The 16,279-nt window shown below is 63.6% G+C and carries 17 protein-coding genes; 15 read left to right on the top strand and 2 right to left on the bottom strand.

All coding sequences use genetic code 11. The annotated features are described in order from the left end of the window. Positions 1 to 45 precede the first annotated feature (45 nt). On the bottom strand, positions 46 to 1,215 hold the full coding sequence (locus PAN31108_RS00460; RefSeq protein WP_150666953.1) for an FAD-dependent monooxygenase: 1,170 nt from the start codon (positions 1,213 to 1,215) through the stop codon (positions 46 to 48). A 281-nt stretch (positions 1,216 to 1,496) separates the two neighbouring features. On the opposite strand from PAN31108_RS00460, the gene PAN31108_RS00455 reads away from it, so the two are divergent. The 5 genes from PAN31108_RS00455 (at position 1,497) to PAN31108_RS00435 (ending at position 7,300) form a co-directional block, all read left to right on the top strand. Continuing rightward, entirely contained in the window at positions 1,497 to 2,249 is a 753-nt protein-coding gene (locus PAN31108_RS00455; RefSeq protein WP_150666952.1) for a maleate cis-trans isomerase family protein, read from the top strand. 58 nt (positions 2,250 to 2,307) lie between these two features. Beyond that, positions 2,308 to 3,153: an alpha/beta fold hydrolase gene (locus tag PAN31108_RS00450; RefSeq protein ID WP_150666951.1), complete on the top strand. Its 846-nt coding sequence runs from the start codon at positions 2,308 to 2,310 to the stop codon at positions 3,151 to 3,153. An 18-nt stretch (positions 3,154 to 3,171) separates the two neighbouring features. Beyond that, positions 3,172 to 4,206 (top strand): 2,5-dihydroxypyridine 5,6-dioxygenase NicX family protein, encoded by a 1,035-nt coding sequence (locus PAN31108_RS00445; protein ID WP_150666950.1) that lies wholly within the window; start codon positions 3,172 to 3,174, stop codon positions 4,204 to 4,206. Positions 4,207 to 4,250: 44 nt separating this feature from the next. Beyond that, complete coding sequence (locus PAN31108_RS00440) at positions 4,251 to 4,895, top strand: isochorismatase family protein (protein WP_150666949.1); 645 nt, start codon at positions 4,251 to 4,253, stop codon at positions 4,893 to 4,895. A 125-nt stretch (positions 4,896 to 5,020) separates the two neighbouring features. Further along, entirely contained in the window at positions 5,021 to 7,300 is a 2,280-nt protein-coding gene (locus PAN31108_RS00435) for a xanthine dehydrogenase family protein molybdopterin-binding subunit (protein WP_150666948.1), read from the top strand. 39 nt (positions 7,301 to 7,339) lie between these two features. Here PAN31108_RS00435 and PAN31108_RS00430 read toward each other — a convergent pair whose 3' ends face one another. Further along, positions 7,340 to 7,783, bottom strand: a complete 444-nt coding sequence (locus PAN31108_RS00430; protein WP_150666947.1) for a MarR family winged helix-turn-helix transcriptional regulator — start codon at positions 7,781 to 7,783, stop codon at positions 7,340 to 7,342. A 469-nt stretch (positions 7,784 to 8,252) separates the two neighbouring features. Between PAN31108_RS00430 and PAN31108_RS00425 the strand changes: the two genes are divergently transcribed. The 10 genes from PAN31108_RS00425 (at position 8,253) to PAN31108_RS00380 (ending at position 16,269) form a co-directional block, all read left to right on the top strand. Then, positions 8,253 to 8,828, top strand: coding sequence for a Pvc16 family protein (locus tag PAN31108_RS00425; protein ID WP_150666946.1), 576 nt, complete (start codon positions 8,253 to 8,255; stop codon positions 8,826 to 8,828). Positions 8,829 to 8,842: 14 nt separating this feature from the next. After that, positions 8,843 to 9,772, top strand: coding sequence for a hypothetical protein (locus tag PAN31108_RS00420; protein WP_150666945.1), 930 nt, complete (start codon positions 8,843 to 8,845; stop codon positions 9,770 to 9,772). 22 nt (positions 9,773 to 9,794) lie between these two features. After that, entirely contained in the window at positions 9,795 to 11,537 is a 1,743-nt protein-coding gene (locus tag PAN31108_RS00415) for a phage tail sheath family protein (protein ID WP_150666944.1), read from the top strand. A gap of 103 nt (positions 11,538 to 11,640) precedes the next feature. Further along, positions 11,641 to 12,099, top strand: a complete 459-nt coding sequence (locus tag PAN31108_RS00410; protein WP_039398341.1) for a phage tail protein — start codon at positions 11,641 to 11,643, stop codon at positions 12,097 to 12,099. Between the two features lie 106 nt (positions 12,100 to 12,205). After that, a complete protein-coding gene (locus PAN31108_RS00405) occupies positions 12,206 to 12,670 on the top strand; it encodes a phage tail protein (protein WP_150666943.1) in 465 nt (154 codons plus the stop codon). Positions 12,671 to 12,703: 33 nt separating this feature from the next. Further along, positions 12,704 to 12,898, top strand: a complete 195-nt coding sequence (locus tag PAN31108_RS00400; protein ID WP_150666942.1) for a DUF5908 family protein — start codon at positions 12,704 to 12,706, stop codon at positions 12,896 to 12,898. Positions 12,899 to 12,901: 3 nt separating this feature from the next. Continuing rightward, positions 12,902 to 13,585, top strand: coding sequence for a CIS tube protein (locus PAN31108_RS00395; RefSeq protein WP_150666941.1), 684 nt, complete (start codon positions 12,902 to 12,904; stop codon positions 13,583 to 13,585). Positions 13,586 to 13,645: 60 nt separating this feature from the next. Continuing rightward, positions 13,646 to 15,436: a type VI secretion system tip protein VgrG gene (vgrG, locus tag PAN31108_RS00390; RefSeq protein WP_150666940.1), complete on the top strand. Its 1,791-nt coding sequence runs from the start codon at positions 13,646 to 13,648 to the stop codon at positions 15,434 to 15,436. A gap of 69 nt (positions 15,437 to 15,505) precedes the next feature. Continuing rightward, positions 15,506 to 15,808, top strand: a complete 303-nt coding sequence (locus PAN31108_RS00385) for a PAAR domain-containing protein (RefSeq protein WP_150667396.1) — start codon at positions 15,506 to 15,508, stop codon at positions 15,806 to 15,808. Positions 15,809 to 15,822: 14 nt separating this feature from the next. Further along, positions 15,823 to 16,269: a GPW/gp25 family protein gene (locus PAN31108_RS00380; RefSeq protein WP_150666939.1), complete on the top strand. Its 447-nt coding sequence runs from the start codon at positions 15,823 to 15,825 to the stop codon at positions 16,267 to 16,269. Positions 16,270 to 16,279 lie beyond the last annotated feature (10 nt).

Genomic DNA, 16,279 nt, shown 5'->3' with positions numbered 1-16,279 from the left:
CGCTTCGTCACCCTCCACGGCGAATGCAAGTCTCGTACCCGGAACTCAGGCAGCGGCCGTCAGCGGCGGCGCAACCGTGCGCGATGATGCGGGGACGAGCGGAATCGTGAAGACATCGTAGCCGAATACCCACGCCGGGTCTTCATTGGTGCGCAGCCACGTGTTGTTGTGGGAGACGCGCTGGACCTCGGAGGCCCGTGCTGCGCGGTTCGCCTCGTACAGACCGAAAGCGTCTGCATAGTCGCCGACACCGACTTCGTCGAGGCAACGCGTGAGCATGGCGGCGTCTTCGATGGCCATGGCAGCGCCTTGCGCCATATGCGGTTTCATCGGATGACAGGCGTCGCCCAGCAGCACCAGCCGGCCACGACTCCATACGGGCAGCGGGTCGCGTTCGAGCAGCGGCCACTTCGTGATCGTCGGCGAGACTTCGATCAGATGCTGAACGTCCTGGTGATAACCGTCGAACGCCTCGAGCATTTCCTCGCGGCTGCTCGGCAGCATCGATACGCCTTCCGGCCACGCTTTCTGCGGCACACCGGTGACGTAGTAATACTCATCCTTCTTCTCGGTCACGTAGTAGACCATCATGTGACGGTCGCCCGACCACCATTTCACGCACATGTCGTAAGGCTTATTGCCGAGCAGCGACGCCGGGAACACGGCGCGATGCGCAACGTAACCGGTGTAGCGCGGCGGCTGCGCACCGAGCAGATGCTCACGGATTTTCGAATTGACGCCGTCGGCGCCGATCAGGATGTCCGCCGTCTCGACGGTGCCGTCGGCAAACGTCATGCGAACTTCGTTGCCCGTGTCCTCCACGGACTTGAGGCATTTGCCGAAGCGGATCGTGCCGGGAGTGACGGCCTTCGTCATCAGTTCGTGGAAGTCGCCGCGGTGCACCGTCAGATAGGTCGCGCCGTAAGTCTTCAGCGCGTAGTCGCCCAGCGGAATCTGCGAAATCGCCTCGGCCGTCTTCCAGTCTCGGCTGTACCAGAAATCCGGGTGCGAGCCCATCACATTGAGCGCGTCTTCGATACCGAGACGACGCATGATCTTCATCACGTTCGGCCCCAGATGGATCCCCGCACCCAGGCGCGAGAAGGCGGGGGCTTGTTCGTACAGCGCGACGTCGTACCCGCTGCGTTGCAAAAGACCTGCGGCGGCCGTGCCGCCCAGCCCTGCGCCGATGACGGCGATGCGTGGTTTGCTCATGGAGGCTCCTGATCGTGTGGCCGACATCCCTGCGCCAAGGTCGTCGCCCGTAGTGATTGGGGTAGGTGATTTATAGCGTACACATTACAAATAATCGCCGCAACCACAAAACAATCGATCTAGGGTTTGCCCCTATCAATTTGGTATTTTCTGTTTTTTATATTGATTTAACTCGTAATTATTTTGATGGAGCGAATTTTTCCAGGGTTGCGCTCATATAGCGTATGCACTAGACTTTTCGCAAAGCATCACCTGACCCAACCTTTCGGGAGACTGTCTTCATGACCCAGCGTTACCGCATCGGCCAGATCGTGCCGAGTTCGAACACCACGATGGAAACCGAGATTCCCGCCATGCTGCGTTCGCGCGAAACGATCCGTCCCGAGCGCTTCACTTTTCATTCGAGCCGCATGCGCATGAAGAAGGTGGTGAAGGAGGAACTGGCGGCAATGGACGCCGAGTCGGACCGCTGTGCGGTCGAATTGAGCGACGCCCGCGTGGACGTGCTCGGCTACGCCTGCCTCGTGGCGATCATGGCGATGGGGCACGGCTATCACCGCGTGTCGCAAAAGCGCCTGACCGAGCAGACGATCGCCAACGGCGGCGAAGCGCCGGTGCTGACCAGCGCAGGCGCGCTGGTCGATGCGCTGCGCGTGATCGGCGCGAAGCGTATCGTGGTCGTCGCCCCTTATATGAAGCCATTGACGGAACTCGTCGTGGACTACATCCGCCACGAGGGCTACGACGTCATCGCTTATCGTGCGCTCGAGATTCCCGACAACCTCGACGTCGGCCGTCACGATCCGATGCGGTTACCCGATATCGTCAAGACGCTGCCGTATCAGGAGGCAGACGCCATTGTGCTGTCCGCCTGCGTGCAGATGCCGTCGCTGCCGGCGGTCGCCAAGGTCGAAGCGATGACCGGCAAGCCGGTGATCACGGCGGCCATCGCCACGACCTACGCCATGCTGCGCACACTGGATCTGGAACCGGTCGTACCGGGCGCGGGCGCGCTGTTGTCCGGGGCGTACTGATGCCGACCGACCGGCGCGGACGTTGCGCTATCTCACCGACGACTCAAGGGCACCTCGCATGACTTCGACATTTCAATACGGCGCGAATGTCGCTGCCAACGGCATTCGTCAACATTTCCTTCGCTACGGGGGCAGGAGCGGCGAACGTGCGTCGCGTCCGGCGGTGATCGTGATTCCCGGTATTACAAGCCCGGCAGTGACATGGGGATTTGTCGGCGACGTGTTTGGCCGCGAATTCGACACCTATGTGCTGGACGTCCGCGGCCGGGGATTGTCCAGCGCATCGCCGACGCTCGATTACCGCCTCGATGCGCAGGCGGACGACGTCGTTGCCCTGTGCCAGGCGCTCGGACTCGACCGGTACATACTCGTCGGGCATTCGATGGGCGCACGCATTGCGGCGCGCGCCGCCCTGCGCGAGCCGCGCGGGCTGGTGAGCGTCGTGCTCGTCGATCCGCCGGTATCCGGCCCGGGCCGTCGCGCCTATCCGGGCAAGCTGCCCTGGTACATCGATTCGATGGCGCTGGCGCGCGCGGGCATCGACGCCGAAGGCATGCGCGCGTTTTGCCCGACATGGTCGGACGAACAACTCGCATTGCGCGCGCAATGGCTGCATACCTGCGACGAACGCGCGGTGCTTGCCTCCTACGAAGGCTTCCATCAGGACGATTTCTTCGCCGACGCCGCCCAATTACGGGTGCCGTCGCTGCTGATGACGGCGCAGAACGGCGATGTGGTGCGCGATGAGGACGTTGCAGAGCTTCAGCAGGCGACGCCCACAATGCAGCACGTCCGTGTACCGAATGCCGGCCACATGATTCCGTGGGATAACCCCGCCGGCTTCTACGACGCATTCGGTGATTTCCTTGGCGCACCGCTGGGCCGAACGCCCGCCGGCGCATGACCCGCATGGGAGACGCTCATGGCCATCAGTGATTTCCAGTTGATCGAAGCGTGGCGCGAAGTACTGACGCTCTCGAAACTCGCACGCGGGCAGAACGTGACCGTGTTGACGAGCGCGTCCACGCACCCCCAAACATTGCGTTGCGCCCTCATCGCGGCGCAGTCGATGGGCGCCGTCACGAACCAGTTGGACCTTCAGCCCGTCAATGGCGAGAAGGCGTTCAGCCGAGACTCGCTGGCGTATCTCGGCACGACGCCGCTCACCAGCAACCGCGCCGCGATTGCGGCGCTCAAGGCGAGTGACCTGGTGCTGGATCTGATGACGCTGCTGTTCTCACCGGAGCAGCACGACATTCTCAAGGGCGGCACGAAGATCCTGCTCGCCGTCGAACCTCCGGAGGTGCTGGCGCGCATGGTGCCCACGCAGGCCGACAAGACACGAGTGCTCGCCGCCGCCGCCCGACTGGGTGCCGCGCGGGAGATGCGTGTGACGTCGCCGGCAGGGACGTCGCTCGTTTGCCCGATGGGCGAGTTCGGACCGACCGCCGAATACGGGTTCGTCGACGAACCGGGGCGTTGGGACCACTGGCCCAGCGGCTTCGCATTGTCTTACCCGAACGACCACACCGCACATGGCACCATCGTGATCGATCGCGGCGACATTTTGCTGCCGCAAAAGCGCTATGTGACGTCGCCTATCGTGCTCACCGTCGAGAAGGGGTACGCCACGCGCATCGAAGGCGGCGTGGATGCGGACTTGCTGCGCGACTATATGGAGACGTTCCGCGATCCGGAGGGCTATGCGATCTCGCACATCGGCTGGGGGTTGCAGCCGCGGGCGCGCTGGTCGACGCTCGGTCTGTACGACCGTGAGGCGACCATCGGTATGGACGCCCGGGCGTTCGAAGGCAATTTCCTGTTCTCGCTCGGACCGAACAACGAAGGCGGCGGCACGCGCACCACCACGTGCCACATCGACATCCCGCTGCGGCATTGCACGGTCTGGCTGGACGACGACGTCATGGTTCGCGACGGCCACGTCGTCCACGCGTAAGCCCGGCGCTACCCTTCCTCAACTTTTGCGCATCCCCATTTGTCATGAGCGATCTTCCGCAACACGCCGAATCCGGCGTCTATCAACGTCAGGGCTTCGGTACCTCGTTGTCCCCGCAAGGCAATGTCGCGCTGCTGATCGTGGATCTGGTCGTCGGCTTTGCCGATCCCGAAGTCTTCGGTGGCGGCAATATCCCGTCGGCCATCGCGCGCACCGTGGATGCGCTGGCGGTGGCGCGCCGCAATGGTTGGCCGGTCGCGCACAGCCGCATCGTCTACGCGGCCGATGGCAGCGACGACAATATCTTCTCGCTCAAAGTGCCGGGCATGGCGACGTTGACCGAAGACAACCCGAACAGTGCGATCGTGCCGGAACTCACGCCCGTGAAAGGCGAACTGGTGGTGCGCAAGGTGGTGCCGTCGGCCTTCTTCGGCACACAACTGGCGCCGTGGCTGGCGCAACGCGGCATTCAGACGCTGCTCGTCGCCGGCGCCGTGACCAGCGGCTGTGTGCGCGCCAGTGTCGTGGATGCCATGTCGTTCGGCCTTCGTCCGATCGTGCTGTCCGACTGTGTGGGCGACCGCGCGATCGGCCCGCACGACGCGAGTCTGTTCGACATGCAGCAGAAGTATGCCGCCGTGATGCCGCTGACCGATGCCGTTCAGGCCATCGGGCAACGTGATCGCTGACGGCTGAGCGAGGATCGCGGCAGCACCGTCGCGTTTGCCTTGATTGACGCTCGACATTTGTCCTCCTATCGTTGGCTACCCCGACGGCGCACGCCGCGCCCGCAGAACTACAGGAAGTTCGTTTCGTGAATCGCTCCGAATTGCTCGCGCGCGACGGTTGTCTGGTGGTTGTGCGACAGCCTGTCACGCCCGTCAAACCCGCCCCCGGACAGCCGGGCAGCCATTCGACGTTCGTCCCCGACGTAGCGGAGGTTTTCGTCGCGATTCTCGACGACGGGCGCATTCTGGGCTTCAACGGCCACGTCGATCTCGGCACGGGGATCCGGACATCGCTTGCCCAGATCGTGGCCGAAGAGTTGGATGTGCTTGCACACGATGTGCAAATGCGGCTGGGCCATACGGCCGTCACACCCAATCAGGGGCCGACGATTGCGAGCGCCACGATTCAGATCTCCGCCGTGCCGTTGCGATGCGCCGCAGCGCAGGCGAAGCGCGAGTTGCTGGCGATCGCGTCGAAGCGATCGGGCATCGACGCCGACCGTCTGCATTGCGGTGCGGGGGAAATTTTCGGCACGACGGCGCAGGTCGAAGCGTTCAGAACGACATTCGCCGAATTGGTGCGCGGCCGCAAGATCGCGTTAGCGCTCGATCTCGACACGCCGGTCAAGGATCCGGCCACGTACCGGGTCGTGGGCAAGTCGTCGCGGCGCGTCGATCTGCCCGCCAAAGCCACAGGCGAGCTGACGTTCGTTCACGACGTGCGTGTGCCGGGCATGTTGCACGCCAGGGTGGTTCGTCCGCCTTATAGCGGCATCGACGCCGGGGCCTTCGTCGGCAATCTGCTGGCGTCCGTCGACAAGGATTCGGTCGCACATTTGCCGGGCGTGCGGGCGGTCGTGGTCATCGGCGACTTCATCGGCGTGGTGGCGACGCGCGAGGAGCAGGCCATTCGCGCGGCGCAGGCGTTGCGCGTCACATGGAAACCGCTGCCTGCGCTGCCGTCGATGGACGACACGGCCGCGGCCATCTCTGCGGCAGGCGCGGTGCGGCGGCCGCTGCTGAGCGAAGGCGACGTCGATGCCGTGTTCGCGCGTGACGACGTCGTTGTGCTAGAGCGCACTTACGCGTGGCCGTACCAGATGCACGGGTCCATCGGACCGTCATGCGCCGTCGCGGATTATCGTGCGCGCGACGCGGGGCGCATCACTGTGTGGTCCGGCACGCAGAATCCCGTGTCGTTGCGATGCGATCTGGCGCAACTGATCGCCCGCGAGGAGGCCGACATCGATATCGTGCGCATGGAAGCGTCCGGATGTTACGGACGCAACTGTGCCGACGACGTGTGCGGCGACGCCTTGCTGCTGTCCAGAGCGGTCGGTGCGCCGGTGCGGGTACAGCTCTCCCGTGCCGACGAGCATCTTTGGGAGCCCAAAGGGACCGGGCAGGTGATGACGGTGCGCGGTGCCGCAACGCATGACGGCGAACTACTGGCCTACGACTTCGCAACGCGTTACCCGTCCAACGACGCGCCGATGCTGGCGTCGCTGCTCATCGGCGTCGTATCGCCGCAGGCGCGGGTATTCGAGATGGGGGATCGCACGGCCGTCTCGCCCTACGTCAGCGCACATCGGCGCTTCGTTTGCGACGACATGCCCCCGCTGGTGCGCGCGTCATGGTTTCGCGGTGTATCGGCATTGCCGAACTCGTTTGCCCACGACGCCTTCGCCGACGAAATCGCGTGGTCGACGGGCATCGATCCGCTGGCGTTCAAACTGCGTCATCTCGACGACGCACGAGCGGTGGAACTGCTCGAAGCCGTCGCCGCCCGTGCGGGCTGGACACCACGCTCGCAAGACGTCTCCCGCTGGGACGGCGACGCCCGCTTCGCACGCGGGCGTGGCGTTTCCTACGCGCGCTATGTGCACAGCCGCTTCCCCGGATTCGGTGCGGCGTGGTCGGCATGGATCGCCGATGTGGTCGTGGATCGCGTGACGGGAGAGGTGCGGGTCGAGCGCGTCACGGTTGGTCAGGACACGGGCACGATGGTCAATCCTGACGGCGTGCGTCATCAGTTGCACGGCAATGTGGTGCAGGTGCTGAGCCGCTCGCTCAAGGAGCGCGTGCGATTCGTCGACGGGCGCCCGGCGAGCCGGGAGTGGGGCGGTTATCCGATCCTGACGTTTGCCGAACTGCCGCAGTTGGATGTCGTATTGATGCCCAGACAGGGCGAGGCGCCGATGGGCGCGGGAGAATCCGCGTCGGTGCCGGGGCCGGCGGCCCTCGCCAACGCCATCTTCGACGCGACGGGCGTGCGCATCGTTGCCCCGCCATTCACGCCCGAAACCGTGCGCGACGCGTTGGCGCGGGCAGGCCGCCTGCTACCGGTAGCGGCGCATGCCGCGTGAGACGCGCCTGCGCGCCAACGTCGGCATCGGCGCGCACAGTTACTCCGTCGTATCGGTATCCATCATTTTGCGCAGCAGAAACATCAGCGCGACGCGTTCTGCAGGATTGAGCGCGCCGTAAGTGCGCTCGGTCACTTCCTCGGCGAACGGCACGGTTCGCTCGATCAACGCCAGACCGGCCGAGGTCGCCCGGACCAGCAGCTTGCGCCCATCGGTCGGATCGGGTTCGACCTCGATCAGGTTTCTCGCTTTGAGACGCTCGACCACGCCTCGAATGGTGGCCTGATCGATGGCGGTCGTCTTCACGATGTCGTTCAGCGAGCAGGACTTCTTTTCCTTGACAGTGCAAAGCGCGACGAACTGTGCGGCCGTGAGGTCCGAATCGGGAATGGCGCTCTGGAAGATCGAGACGTGCCGTTGATAGGCGCGGCGAAGGAGGTGGCCGATCTGGTCGTGGAAGTCATAAGCAATCTTGCTGGACATGGCTGCGCGAGGGCGAGGTCGATATGTCCCCGAGGATAGCACCTGAACCGGCCGCATTGCGTGCCGGGTTGGCGCGAGACCGCACAATTCCTGAGCGATATCAAGTGTCGTGCTGGCGAACCGGCTCGGTGGCCTACCGAGCAGACCACCGGGATGACGGTGCGCGGCGTCTTCGGCGTGCCTGTACCGGCCCGACAAGGCGAAATCTCAATACATTTCCGAAAGCCTTTCGCGTTTTTGCACAAGCACGCTATTCATAACGCGCTTGTGCTACAGTTCCGCAGCAAAAAATCAAAAGCAAATTTGCCGGACGCGTAATAACGCTCAGGAAACGCTCAGGAATCCAGATCGTCGCGTTTCACTATGCGATACGCGTGTAGGAAAATTTGCGACAGGCCAGTTCCAGTAGTCGAAAGTGTTGTACCGAATCAGATTTTGCAACCGCATTGCGAAAGGGTATCGGGGAACCATGATTAACGCTGCTGTGGGCCACCTTGCGGGGCGGCTCAACGAGTATCTCAGGCAAGCCTACGCGCTCACCGACGACATCGTGACGATGTCGGGGCTGGTGGACGTCAACGGCCATGCCGTTGCGAATACGAACAACCGTCTGGTTGTCATCCTCACACACATCGAGCGCGATACCGGGCCGGTGCGCAAGCGCATTCCCGGGGACGCAGGTGCTACGCACCTGTCGCTCGGCGTTGCGCCGCTTTATCTCAATCTCTACGTGATGGTGGCCGCCAATTTCACGGGCGGCAATTACGAGGACGCCCTGAAGCTGATCTCCGGCGCCATCGCCTTTTTCCAGCGCAATCCGGTCTTCGACCGTCGCACCTCGCCGGCGCTCGACCCCCGTATCGACCGGCTCGTGCTGGAAATCGAGAACCTGAACATTCGCGAACTCAGCAATCTGTGGACGATGCTGGGGGGCAAGTATCTACCGTCGGTGCTCTACAAGGTGCGTCTCATGGCGCCGGATACCGACGACATCACCGGGACCGTGCCGACCGTACGCTCGCCGGTTCCCGCGCTTAACCACTGAAAGGATTCGCGGGCATGCTCACGTCTGCTTCCGCGCCGGTGGTGCCGGGCTACACGCGGCTATTCACTGTCGACGTCATCCACGCGTACTGGCCGCAGCCGCACGCGTGGCTGCGTTGCGTGCCCACGCCGGCGACGGCCGACTGGGTGCGCCGACGCGACTTGCTGGTGCGCCCGCACCGGCAGGGGGTCGCCGTGTTCTGCGCGTCCGATCGTCGCGATGTGCTGCTCGGCGGCATTCGCCTGGGCGACGCGCTCGCCACCTTCAAGTGGTATGCGCAGGACACCGATTTCTCACGCTACACGCAGCCGGTCGCAGCCGGCAGGTCCTCGGTCTATTTCGTTCGCAGCGACTCCAGCGTCCCGATGGAGGGACAGACGCCGTTGCGGCGCTTGCACGTGAATGCCTGCATCGAGGCGTCCGATGCCGCCGCGCTGGATCTTGCCGCGCTCGCCCCGCATCTGGCGCGCGCCGACCGCGTGAATCCGCCGGTGCTCGTGGCGCAGATCGATCTGGCCGATCAGGTCGCGCGCAGCGACGCGGGCGCGGCCGGGCAGGGCGGCGTCGACTACGTCGTCAACTTCGCGGCGCGTGCGAGTTGCTGGCGCTACTTCTACGTGTGCCCGCAGGACAGCGGCAGTTTGAGCGTTGTCGATCTGGATGAGAAAGTGAGTTTCGTCACCGCAGGCAGCGAGGCCCGTCCGGGCGGGCGTCAGGCGGTGATCTTCGAGAGCGAGCAAGAAATTGCAATGCAGCAGCAGTACCCGCAGCGCTTTCAGTTGCGGGAACGGGGCCGGTCGGGTGAACGCGTGTTGATCCGGAGACTGCCCAATGCCGACATCGGCAGCCTGACGCAGAAGACGCCGAAGGTGCAGAAACCGCAGGAAGCTGAGCAAGCGGCGCAAAGCCGGGCAGTACTGGTATCCGAGATCTACATCAATTGACATCGATGACCGAGGTGAACTCATGGCGCAGTACAAAACACCAGGTGTATATGTAGTCGAGCAAAACGCGTTCCCCAACTCCGTGGTCGAAGTCGCCACGGCGGTGCCCGCGTTCATCGGCTACACGCAATTCGCAGACAACAAGGGCACGCCGCTCGCCGGCACGCCCTGGCGCATCAGCTCGATGGCCGAGTTCATCATGTACTTCGGGGGCCCGCCGCCGACGACGTATTCGCTCGACACCATCGCGACCGCCAAGGCCACGGATACTTCCGCCGATAAGTCGGCCGACAAGCCCGAGGACAAAGCGGCCGACAAGCCTGCGGCCGACGGCGCTGCCGACGCCCCCAAGCGTCCCGTCGTCACCGATCTCTTCATCGGGGCGGTGGGCGCGCGCAAGCCGTTCAAGTTCACGCCGCAGACGAAAGAGTATCTGCTGTACTACAGCATGCTGTTCTTCTTCCAGAACGGCGGCGGCCCGTGCTACATCGTGTCGGTCGGCACGTACGCGGACGGCGACATCGACTCGGGCAAACTGACCGCCGGCATCGATGCGCTCGTCAAGGAGCAGGAGCCGACGATGGTCCTGGTGCCCGACGCCGTGCGGCTGTCCCGTCAGGACTGCGCCACAGTGCAGACGCATATGCTCCAGCATTGCGGCTACACGATGCGCAACCGCTTCGCGATCCTCGACGTGTTCGACGGCATGTGGGACCGTCAGGCCCCGGGCGGCGACGCCATCACCAACTTCCGCGACGACGTCGGCACCTCCTTCCTCGACTTCGGTGCGGCCTATTACCCGTGGGTCAACACGTCCATCGTGACGGAGAAGGACCTCGACTTCACGAAGATCTCCAATCTGGCGCAACTCCAGGCATTGATCACGACTGAACTCGCCGCCGTGATCAATCCGCCGGAAACCGCTTCGCCTGCGGACAAGGCGAAGGCCAAACAGGTCAAGGACGTCGTTGCAAAGCTGACCGGCGGCGCGCCTGCCGCCAAGACGGACGGCGCCGCCACGCCAGCGGCCGATGGCGATGCCGACGCCGCCAAGCCTGCTGACGCCGGCGGCGACGCCAAGCCCGCTGCGCCGATGTCGAAGGACGACATCGCGACGCTGCACAAGACGCTGAGCGTGATCAGCACGGTGTACGTGCAGGTGCTTCAGGCGCTCCAGAAGAAGGTGAACCTGATGCCGCCTGCCGCCGGCATGGCAGGGCTGTACACGCTCGTCGACAACACGCGCGGCGTGTGGAAAGCGCCGGCGAACATCAGTCTGAACGGTGTCGTCTCGCCGTGCGTGAACATCTCCAACGCGGATCAGGAAGACCTGAACGTGCCGACCTCGGGCAAGTCCGTCAATGCGATTCGCAGCTTCATCGGCGAAGGCGTACTGGTGTGGGGCGCACGCACGCTCGACGGCAACAGCCTCGACTGGCGCTACCTGAGCGTGCGTCGCACGATGATCATGATCGAAGAATCGCTGCGTCTGGCGTGCAAGGCTTACGTCTTCGAGCCGAACACCGCCAACACGTGGGTGACGATCAAGAGCATGGTCCGCAACTTCCTCACCAGCGTATGGAAGCGTGGCGGTCTGGCCGGTGCGAGCCCGGACGACGCCTTCCAGGTCTTCGTCGGGCTTGGCGAGACGATGACCGGCGACGACATTCTCGAAGGCTTGCTCAAGGTGACGGTGCTGGTGGCGGTGAGCCGTCCGGCCGAATTCATCGAGCTGACGTTCCAGCAACAGATGCAGAAATCCTGAGTCCGCTCGGGCACGATCCGCTTAGCCGGACGTAACACGCGAGCGCGACACGCGCCGGCGCCGTCCGGTATTTTCCGCATGCAATCCATAGACGAGGTGTGTGATGGCAGACGATGGTTCGAAACAATCCACCACGGTTTGGCCCCTTCCCAAGTTCTACTTTCAGGTGAAGTGGGATTCGCAGGTCATGTCGTTCCAGGAAGTGAGCGGCCTGGATGTTCAGTCCGAAGAAATCAAGTACCGGCACGGCGACAGCCCCGAGTTCTCCGTCATCAAAATGCCGGGCATGAAGAAGTACGGCAACGTGACCATGAAGAAGGGCGTGTTCAAGTCGGATAACAAGTTCTGGGACTGGTTCAACCAGATCAAGATGAACACGATCAAGCGGGTGCCGGTCACGATCAGCCTGCTCGACGAGGCCGGCAAACCGACGATGGTCTGGACGCTGGCCAACGCCTGGCCGACGAAGATCACCGGCACCGATCTGAAGTCCGAAGGCAACGAAGTCGCCATCGAGACCATCGAGATCGTGCACGAGGGTCTGACGATCGCCAACAGCTAAGTCCCGTTCGCCGCACTGGTGCGCCCGCCGCGCGGGCCGCCAGCGCCGGCGGCCGGTTCGCCCGCCAGGGGTCTTGCGCATCTCAAGTGCACTTCGTTTGCCCGACATGCCGTCATCGCCTTTCGATCCCTATCCGCCATCGGCTTTCCATTTCCGTGTGATGTTCGCGTCCACGGCAGGCGCCGTCGACGCCTCGTTTCAGGAGGTCTCCGGCATGACGACGGAGATCGACACCGAGTCTGTGCCCGAGGGTGGCGAGAACCGGTTCGTTCACACGCTCCCCAAAGGCGTGAAGCATCCGAATCTGGAATTGAAGCGCGGGATCGCTGGCATGACGTCGCCGCTGGTCATGTGGTGTCGCTCCGTGTTCGAAGGCGAGTTCATCGTGCCGATCCGCCCGCAGTCGCTGATGGTGCAGTTGCTCGACGAACTGCATTTGCCGATTCGGATCTGGACCTTTGCGAATGCCTATCCGGTGAGGTGGGAGATCGAGAGTTTCGGCTCGACGAAGAACGAGGTCGCAATCGAGAAGATCGTGCTGAGCTACACATTTTCGTCTCGCATGCTGTAGCACGGCGCTTGCGTGTATTCAAAGGAGATCCCGATGCCTATCGAAATCGGCCATCTGAGCATTAAATCGACGGTGGTACAGCGCGCCGCGCACAGCACCGAGCTGCCCTCGGCGACGGACGACCTGCCGCTCGCGATACAGGCGTTCGACGAACAGGCGAGGGCGGATCTGCTCGCCGAATGCCGCGCGATCGTGCGCGAGATGCTCGAACGTGCGCGGGAGCGCTGATTCATGGCGACCAGCCTCACCCGCCGCAAGTTCAGCATCGCGCCGTGCACGGTGTCCAGCGGGCAGATCGCCGTGGACGGCAGCCGCGCGCCTTTCGAGGCGCTGATCAATCCCGTCGGCTACAAGCGCAAGCTGAGCATCGAGTACAACAAGAAGCAGACGCTGGGCCAGCCGAGCGCCACGCCGCGCTTTAGCGCCGTGCGCCCCGAGACCATCACCATCGAGAATCTGGTGCTCGATGGCACCGGCGTGGTCGAGGGCACCGGTTCGCGCAGCGTGAAGGACATGATCGACGCCATGCTGGCGGTGATCTACAAGTACGACGGCAAGAAACACGAGCCCAACTATGTGCGTCTGCTGTGGGGAACGTTCATCTTCTTCGGACGGGTCGAGTCGATCGGACTCGATTACACGATGTTCAAGCCGACCGGCGAGCCGCTGCGCGCGCGGGTCACGCTGGGCGTCGTGGGCTGGGTCAGCGCGACGGAAAGCTCGCTGCGGGCGAATCTCAGTTCGCCGGACCTGAGCCATCTCGTCGAGGTAAAGGCCGGCGACACGTTGCCGCTGCTGTGCAATCGCATCTACAACGATCCGTCGTATTACCGCGAGGTCGCGCGCATCAACAACCTGACCGGCTTTCGCAGGCTGGAGCCGGGCATGATGCTGCGCTTCCCGCCGCTCGTCTGATTTTTCCGTCCCCCCTCAGACGCATCCGACCAATCCAACCGATCCGTCCTCTCCGCGCTTATGGCAGACTCTCCCGCCCTGAATACCAGCGCCGTCCTGAAGCTCTCGATCACGAGCGGCGGCAGCGCCATCGCCGACACGATCCGCGTGATCTCGGTCGACGTCGAGCGTGCGGTCGGGCGGATTTGCCAGGCGCGCATCGAAATCCTCGACGGCGACATGCCCGACAACGACTTCCCGGTCAGCGATCTGGAGACGTTCGCGCCCGGCAACGCCATCGTGATCAGCGCGGGATACGGTTCGAGCGCGACGCAGATTTTCGACGGTGTGGTGATTCGTCACAGCATCAAGATTTCCGGCAACAACGAAGCGCGCCTGATCGTGGAATGTCGGCATAAAGCCGTGAAGATGACGATTGGTTGCAACAACGCCAATTACATCGATAGCAAGGACAGCGACATCATCAGCCAGCTGATCTCGAAGATCGGGGCGACGGCGGATGTCGCCGCAACCGCCACGCAGCACAAGGAAATCGTCCAGTTCTACAGCACCGATTGGGACTTCGTGCTGCTGCGCGCCGAGGCCAACGGCGCGCTGGTGATCGCAGACGACGACGGCAAAGTCTGCGTGAAAGCGCCGCAGACCTCTGCCGCCGCCGTGCTCAAAGTGACTTACGGCGTCGATCTGATGTCGTTCTCGGCGGACATCGATGCACGCACGCAATTGCAAAGCGTGGTGGCCGCTGCGTGGGATCCGGGCACGCAGGCAATGGTGCAGCAGACGTCGCCGCCGACCTCGCTGTACGCGCAGGGCAATCTGAGCGCGTCGACGCTCGCCGCCGTGGCGGGCCCGTCGACGTTCCGTCTTCAGTCGACGGTGCCAGTGCCCTCCGACGACCTGAAGTCGTGGAGCGACGCGACACAGATGCGCGCCGCACTCGCACGCATTCGCGGGCGCATGACGTTCCAGGGCAGCGCGGCGGCCAAGCCCGGCACGATGATCGAACTGGTCGGCGTGGGCAAGCGCTTTAGCGGCAACGTATTCGTCAGCGCCGTGCACCACCGCATCGCCGACGGCAACTGGATCACCGATGTCGATTTCGGCATGTCGCCGGAGCGGTTTTCCGAGCGTCGGGGCACAAGCGACGTCATGGCGTCGGGCCTGTTGCCGGGGGTGGGGGGATTGCAGATCGGCAAGGTCACGAAGCTCGACGCCGATCCCGAGAGTCAGTACCGGGTTCAGGTGGCGGTGCAGGTCTTGCAGGCGGAGACGGTCGGCGTCTGGGCTCGACTCGCCAGCTTCTACGGGTCGTCAGGCGTCGGCGCGTTCTTCATTCCCGAGATCGGCGACGAGGTAATTCTCGGCTACCTCAACGGCGATCCGTCGTACCCCGTGATTCTCGGCAGCGTCTACAGCAGCCAGCGCAAGATGCCCTACGAACTGACGGCCGAAAACTACACGAAGGCGTTGTGGACGAAGGGGCTGCTCAAAGTCGTCTTCGACGACGAGAAGAAGGTGATCACGCTCGTCACGCCGCAAAAAAACACCATCGAGATGAGCGACGACGCCAAGTCGATCTGCCTCACGGATCAGAACGACAACAAGATTCAGATGACACCGTCCGGCATTACGCTCGACAGCCCGAAGGACATCGTCATCAATGCACAGGGGAAGGTGAGCATCAGCGCCGTGGCGAATATCGAGCAATCGACGCAGGCCGACATCAAGAGCGAGGCGCTCAACATCAACAGTACCGCCAAGGTCGGCTTCGCCGCCAAGGGATCGGCGAGCGCAGAACTCTCGGCGAGCGGGCAGACGACCGTCAAGGGTGCGCTGGTGATGATCAACTGACGGGCGCGTGCCGCCCGTCACGACGCCAAGGCGCAAAGCAAAAAAACCAAGAACAGAAGAGACCACGTGATGCCCATAGCAGCCCGACTCACCGATATGCACACCTGTCCCATGCAGACACCGGCCGTGCCCGCGCCCATTCCGCATGTGGGCGGGCCGATCATCGGTCCTTGTGTCCCGACGGTGCTCATCGGCAAGCTGCCCGCCGCCGTGGTCACGGACAACTGCATTTGCGTCGGCCCGCCCGACAGCATCGTCATGGGCTCGACGACCGTGCTGATCGGCGGTAAGCCGGCGGCGCGGGTCGGCGACACCTGCGCGCACGGCGGTGCAATCGTGATGGGGTGTCCGACCGTGATGATCGGCGGCTGAGTCGGGGAACCCCTATGAGCGCAGACAAATCGTTTCTCGGCACCGGCTGGGCATTCCCGCCGCGCTTCGGCGACAGCGCCGCAAACGGCCGCACGCAGATGGTCGACGCGGAGACCGACATTCGGGAGAGTCTCGGCATCATCCTGTCGACGGTGCCGGGCGAACGGATCATGCAGCCGACGTTCGGCTGTGGCATCAAGGCCTACGTCTTCGAGGAAATCAGCGAAAGCGTGATGACCGAAATGCGCGATGCCATCGACCGGGCGATCCTGTTCTTCGAGCCGCGCGTGAGCGTGGAGCGTATCGATATCGACGCGTCGAGCGCGATGCATGGCCGCGTCGACGTGCTGATCGACTACACCGTACGCGGCACGAACACGCGCACCAATATGGTCTATCCGTTCTACTTCCTCGAAGGCACGAACGTGCCGGCGGCACAGATCGAACCTCCGCCACAGTGAGCGCGCCGAC

Source organism: Pandoraea anhela, assembly GCF_902459655.1.
In the GTDB taxonomy this organism is placed as follows: Bacteria; Pseudomonadota; Gammaproteobacteria; order Burkholderiales; family Burkholderiaceae; genus Pandoraea; species Pandoraea anhela.
Note: the sequence above shows the minus strand (reverse complement) of the source record. Positions and strands in the feature narration are given on the sequence as shown.

Excerpts from the sequence above, each read along its gene's own strand:
- PAN31108_RS00460 (WP_150666953.1), bottom strand. The coding sequence starts at position 1,215 with ATGAGCAAACCACGCATCGCCGTCATCGGCGCAGGGCTGGGCGGCACG.
- PAN31108_RS00455 (WP_150666952.1), top strand. The coding sequence starts at position 1,497 with ATGACCCAGCGTTACCGCATCGGCCAGATCGTGCCGAGTTCGAACACC.
- PAN31108_RS00450 (WP_150666951.1), top strand. The coding sequence starts at position 2,308 with ATGACTTCGACATTTCAATACGGCGCGAATGTCGCTGCCAACGGCATT.
- PAN31108_RS00445 (WP_150666950.1), top strand. The coding sequence starts at position 3,172 with ATGGCCATCAGTGATTTCCAGTTGATCGAAGCGTGGCGCGAAGTACTG.
- PAN31108_RS00440 (WP_150666949.1), top strand. The coding sequence starts at position 4,251 with ATGAGCGATCTTCCGCAACACGCCGAATCCGGCGTCTATCAACGTCAG.
- PAN31108_RS00430 (WP_150666947.1), bottom strand. The coding sequence starts at position 7,783 with ATGTCCAGCAAGATTGCTTATGACTTCCACGACCAGATCGGCCACCTC.
- PAN31108_RS00425 (WP_150666946.1), top strand. The coding sequence starts at position 8,253 with ATGATTAACGCTGCTGTGGGCCACCTTGCGGGGCGGCTCAACGAGTAT.
- PAN31108_RS00420 (WP_150666945.1), top strand. The coding sequence starts at position 8,843 with ATGCTCACGTCTGCTTCCGCGCCGGTGGTGCCGGGCTACACGCGGCTA.
- PAN31108_RS00415 (WP_150666944.1), top strand. The coding sequence starts at position 9,795 with ATGGCGCAGTACAAAACACCAGGTGTATATGTAGTCGAGCAAAACGCG.
- PAN31108_RS00410 (WP_039398341.1), top strand. The coding sequence starts at position 11,641 with ATGGCAGACGATGGTTCGAAACAATCCACCACGGTTTGGCCCCTTCCC.
- PAN31108_RS00405 (WP_150666943.1), top strand. The coding sequence starts at position 12,206 with ATGCCGTCATCGCCTTTCGATCCCTATCCGCCATCGGCTTTCCATTTC.
- PAN31108_RS00400 (WP_150666942.1), top strand. The coding sequence starts at position 12,704 with ATGCCTATCGAAATCGGCCATCTGAGCATTAAATCGACGGTGGTACAG.
- PAN31108_RS00395 (WP_150666941.1), top strand. The coding sequence starts at position 12,902 with ATGGCGACCAGCCTCACCCGCCGCAAGTTCAGCATCGCGCCGTGCACG.
- vgrG (WP_150666940.1), top strand. The coding sequence starts at position 13,646 with ATGGCAGACTCTCCCGCCCTGAATACCAGCGCCGTCCTGAAGCTCTCG.
- PAN31108_RS00385 (WP_150667396.1), top strand. The coding sequence starts at position 15,506 with ATGCCCATAGCAGCCCGACTCACCGATATGCACACCTGTCCCATGCAG.
- PAN31108_RS00380 (WP_150666939.1), top strand. The coding sequence starts at position 15,823 with ATGAGCGCAGACAAATCGTTTCTCGGCACCGGCTGGGCATTCCCGCCG.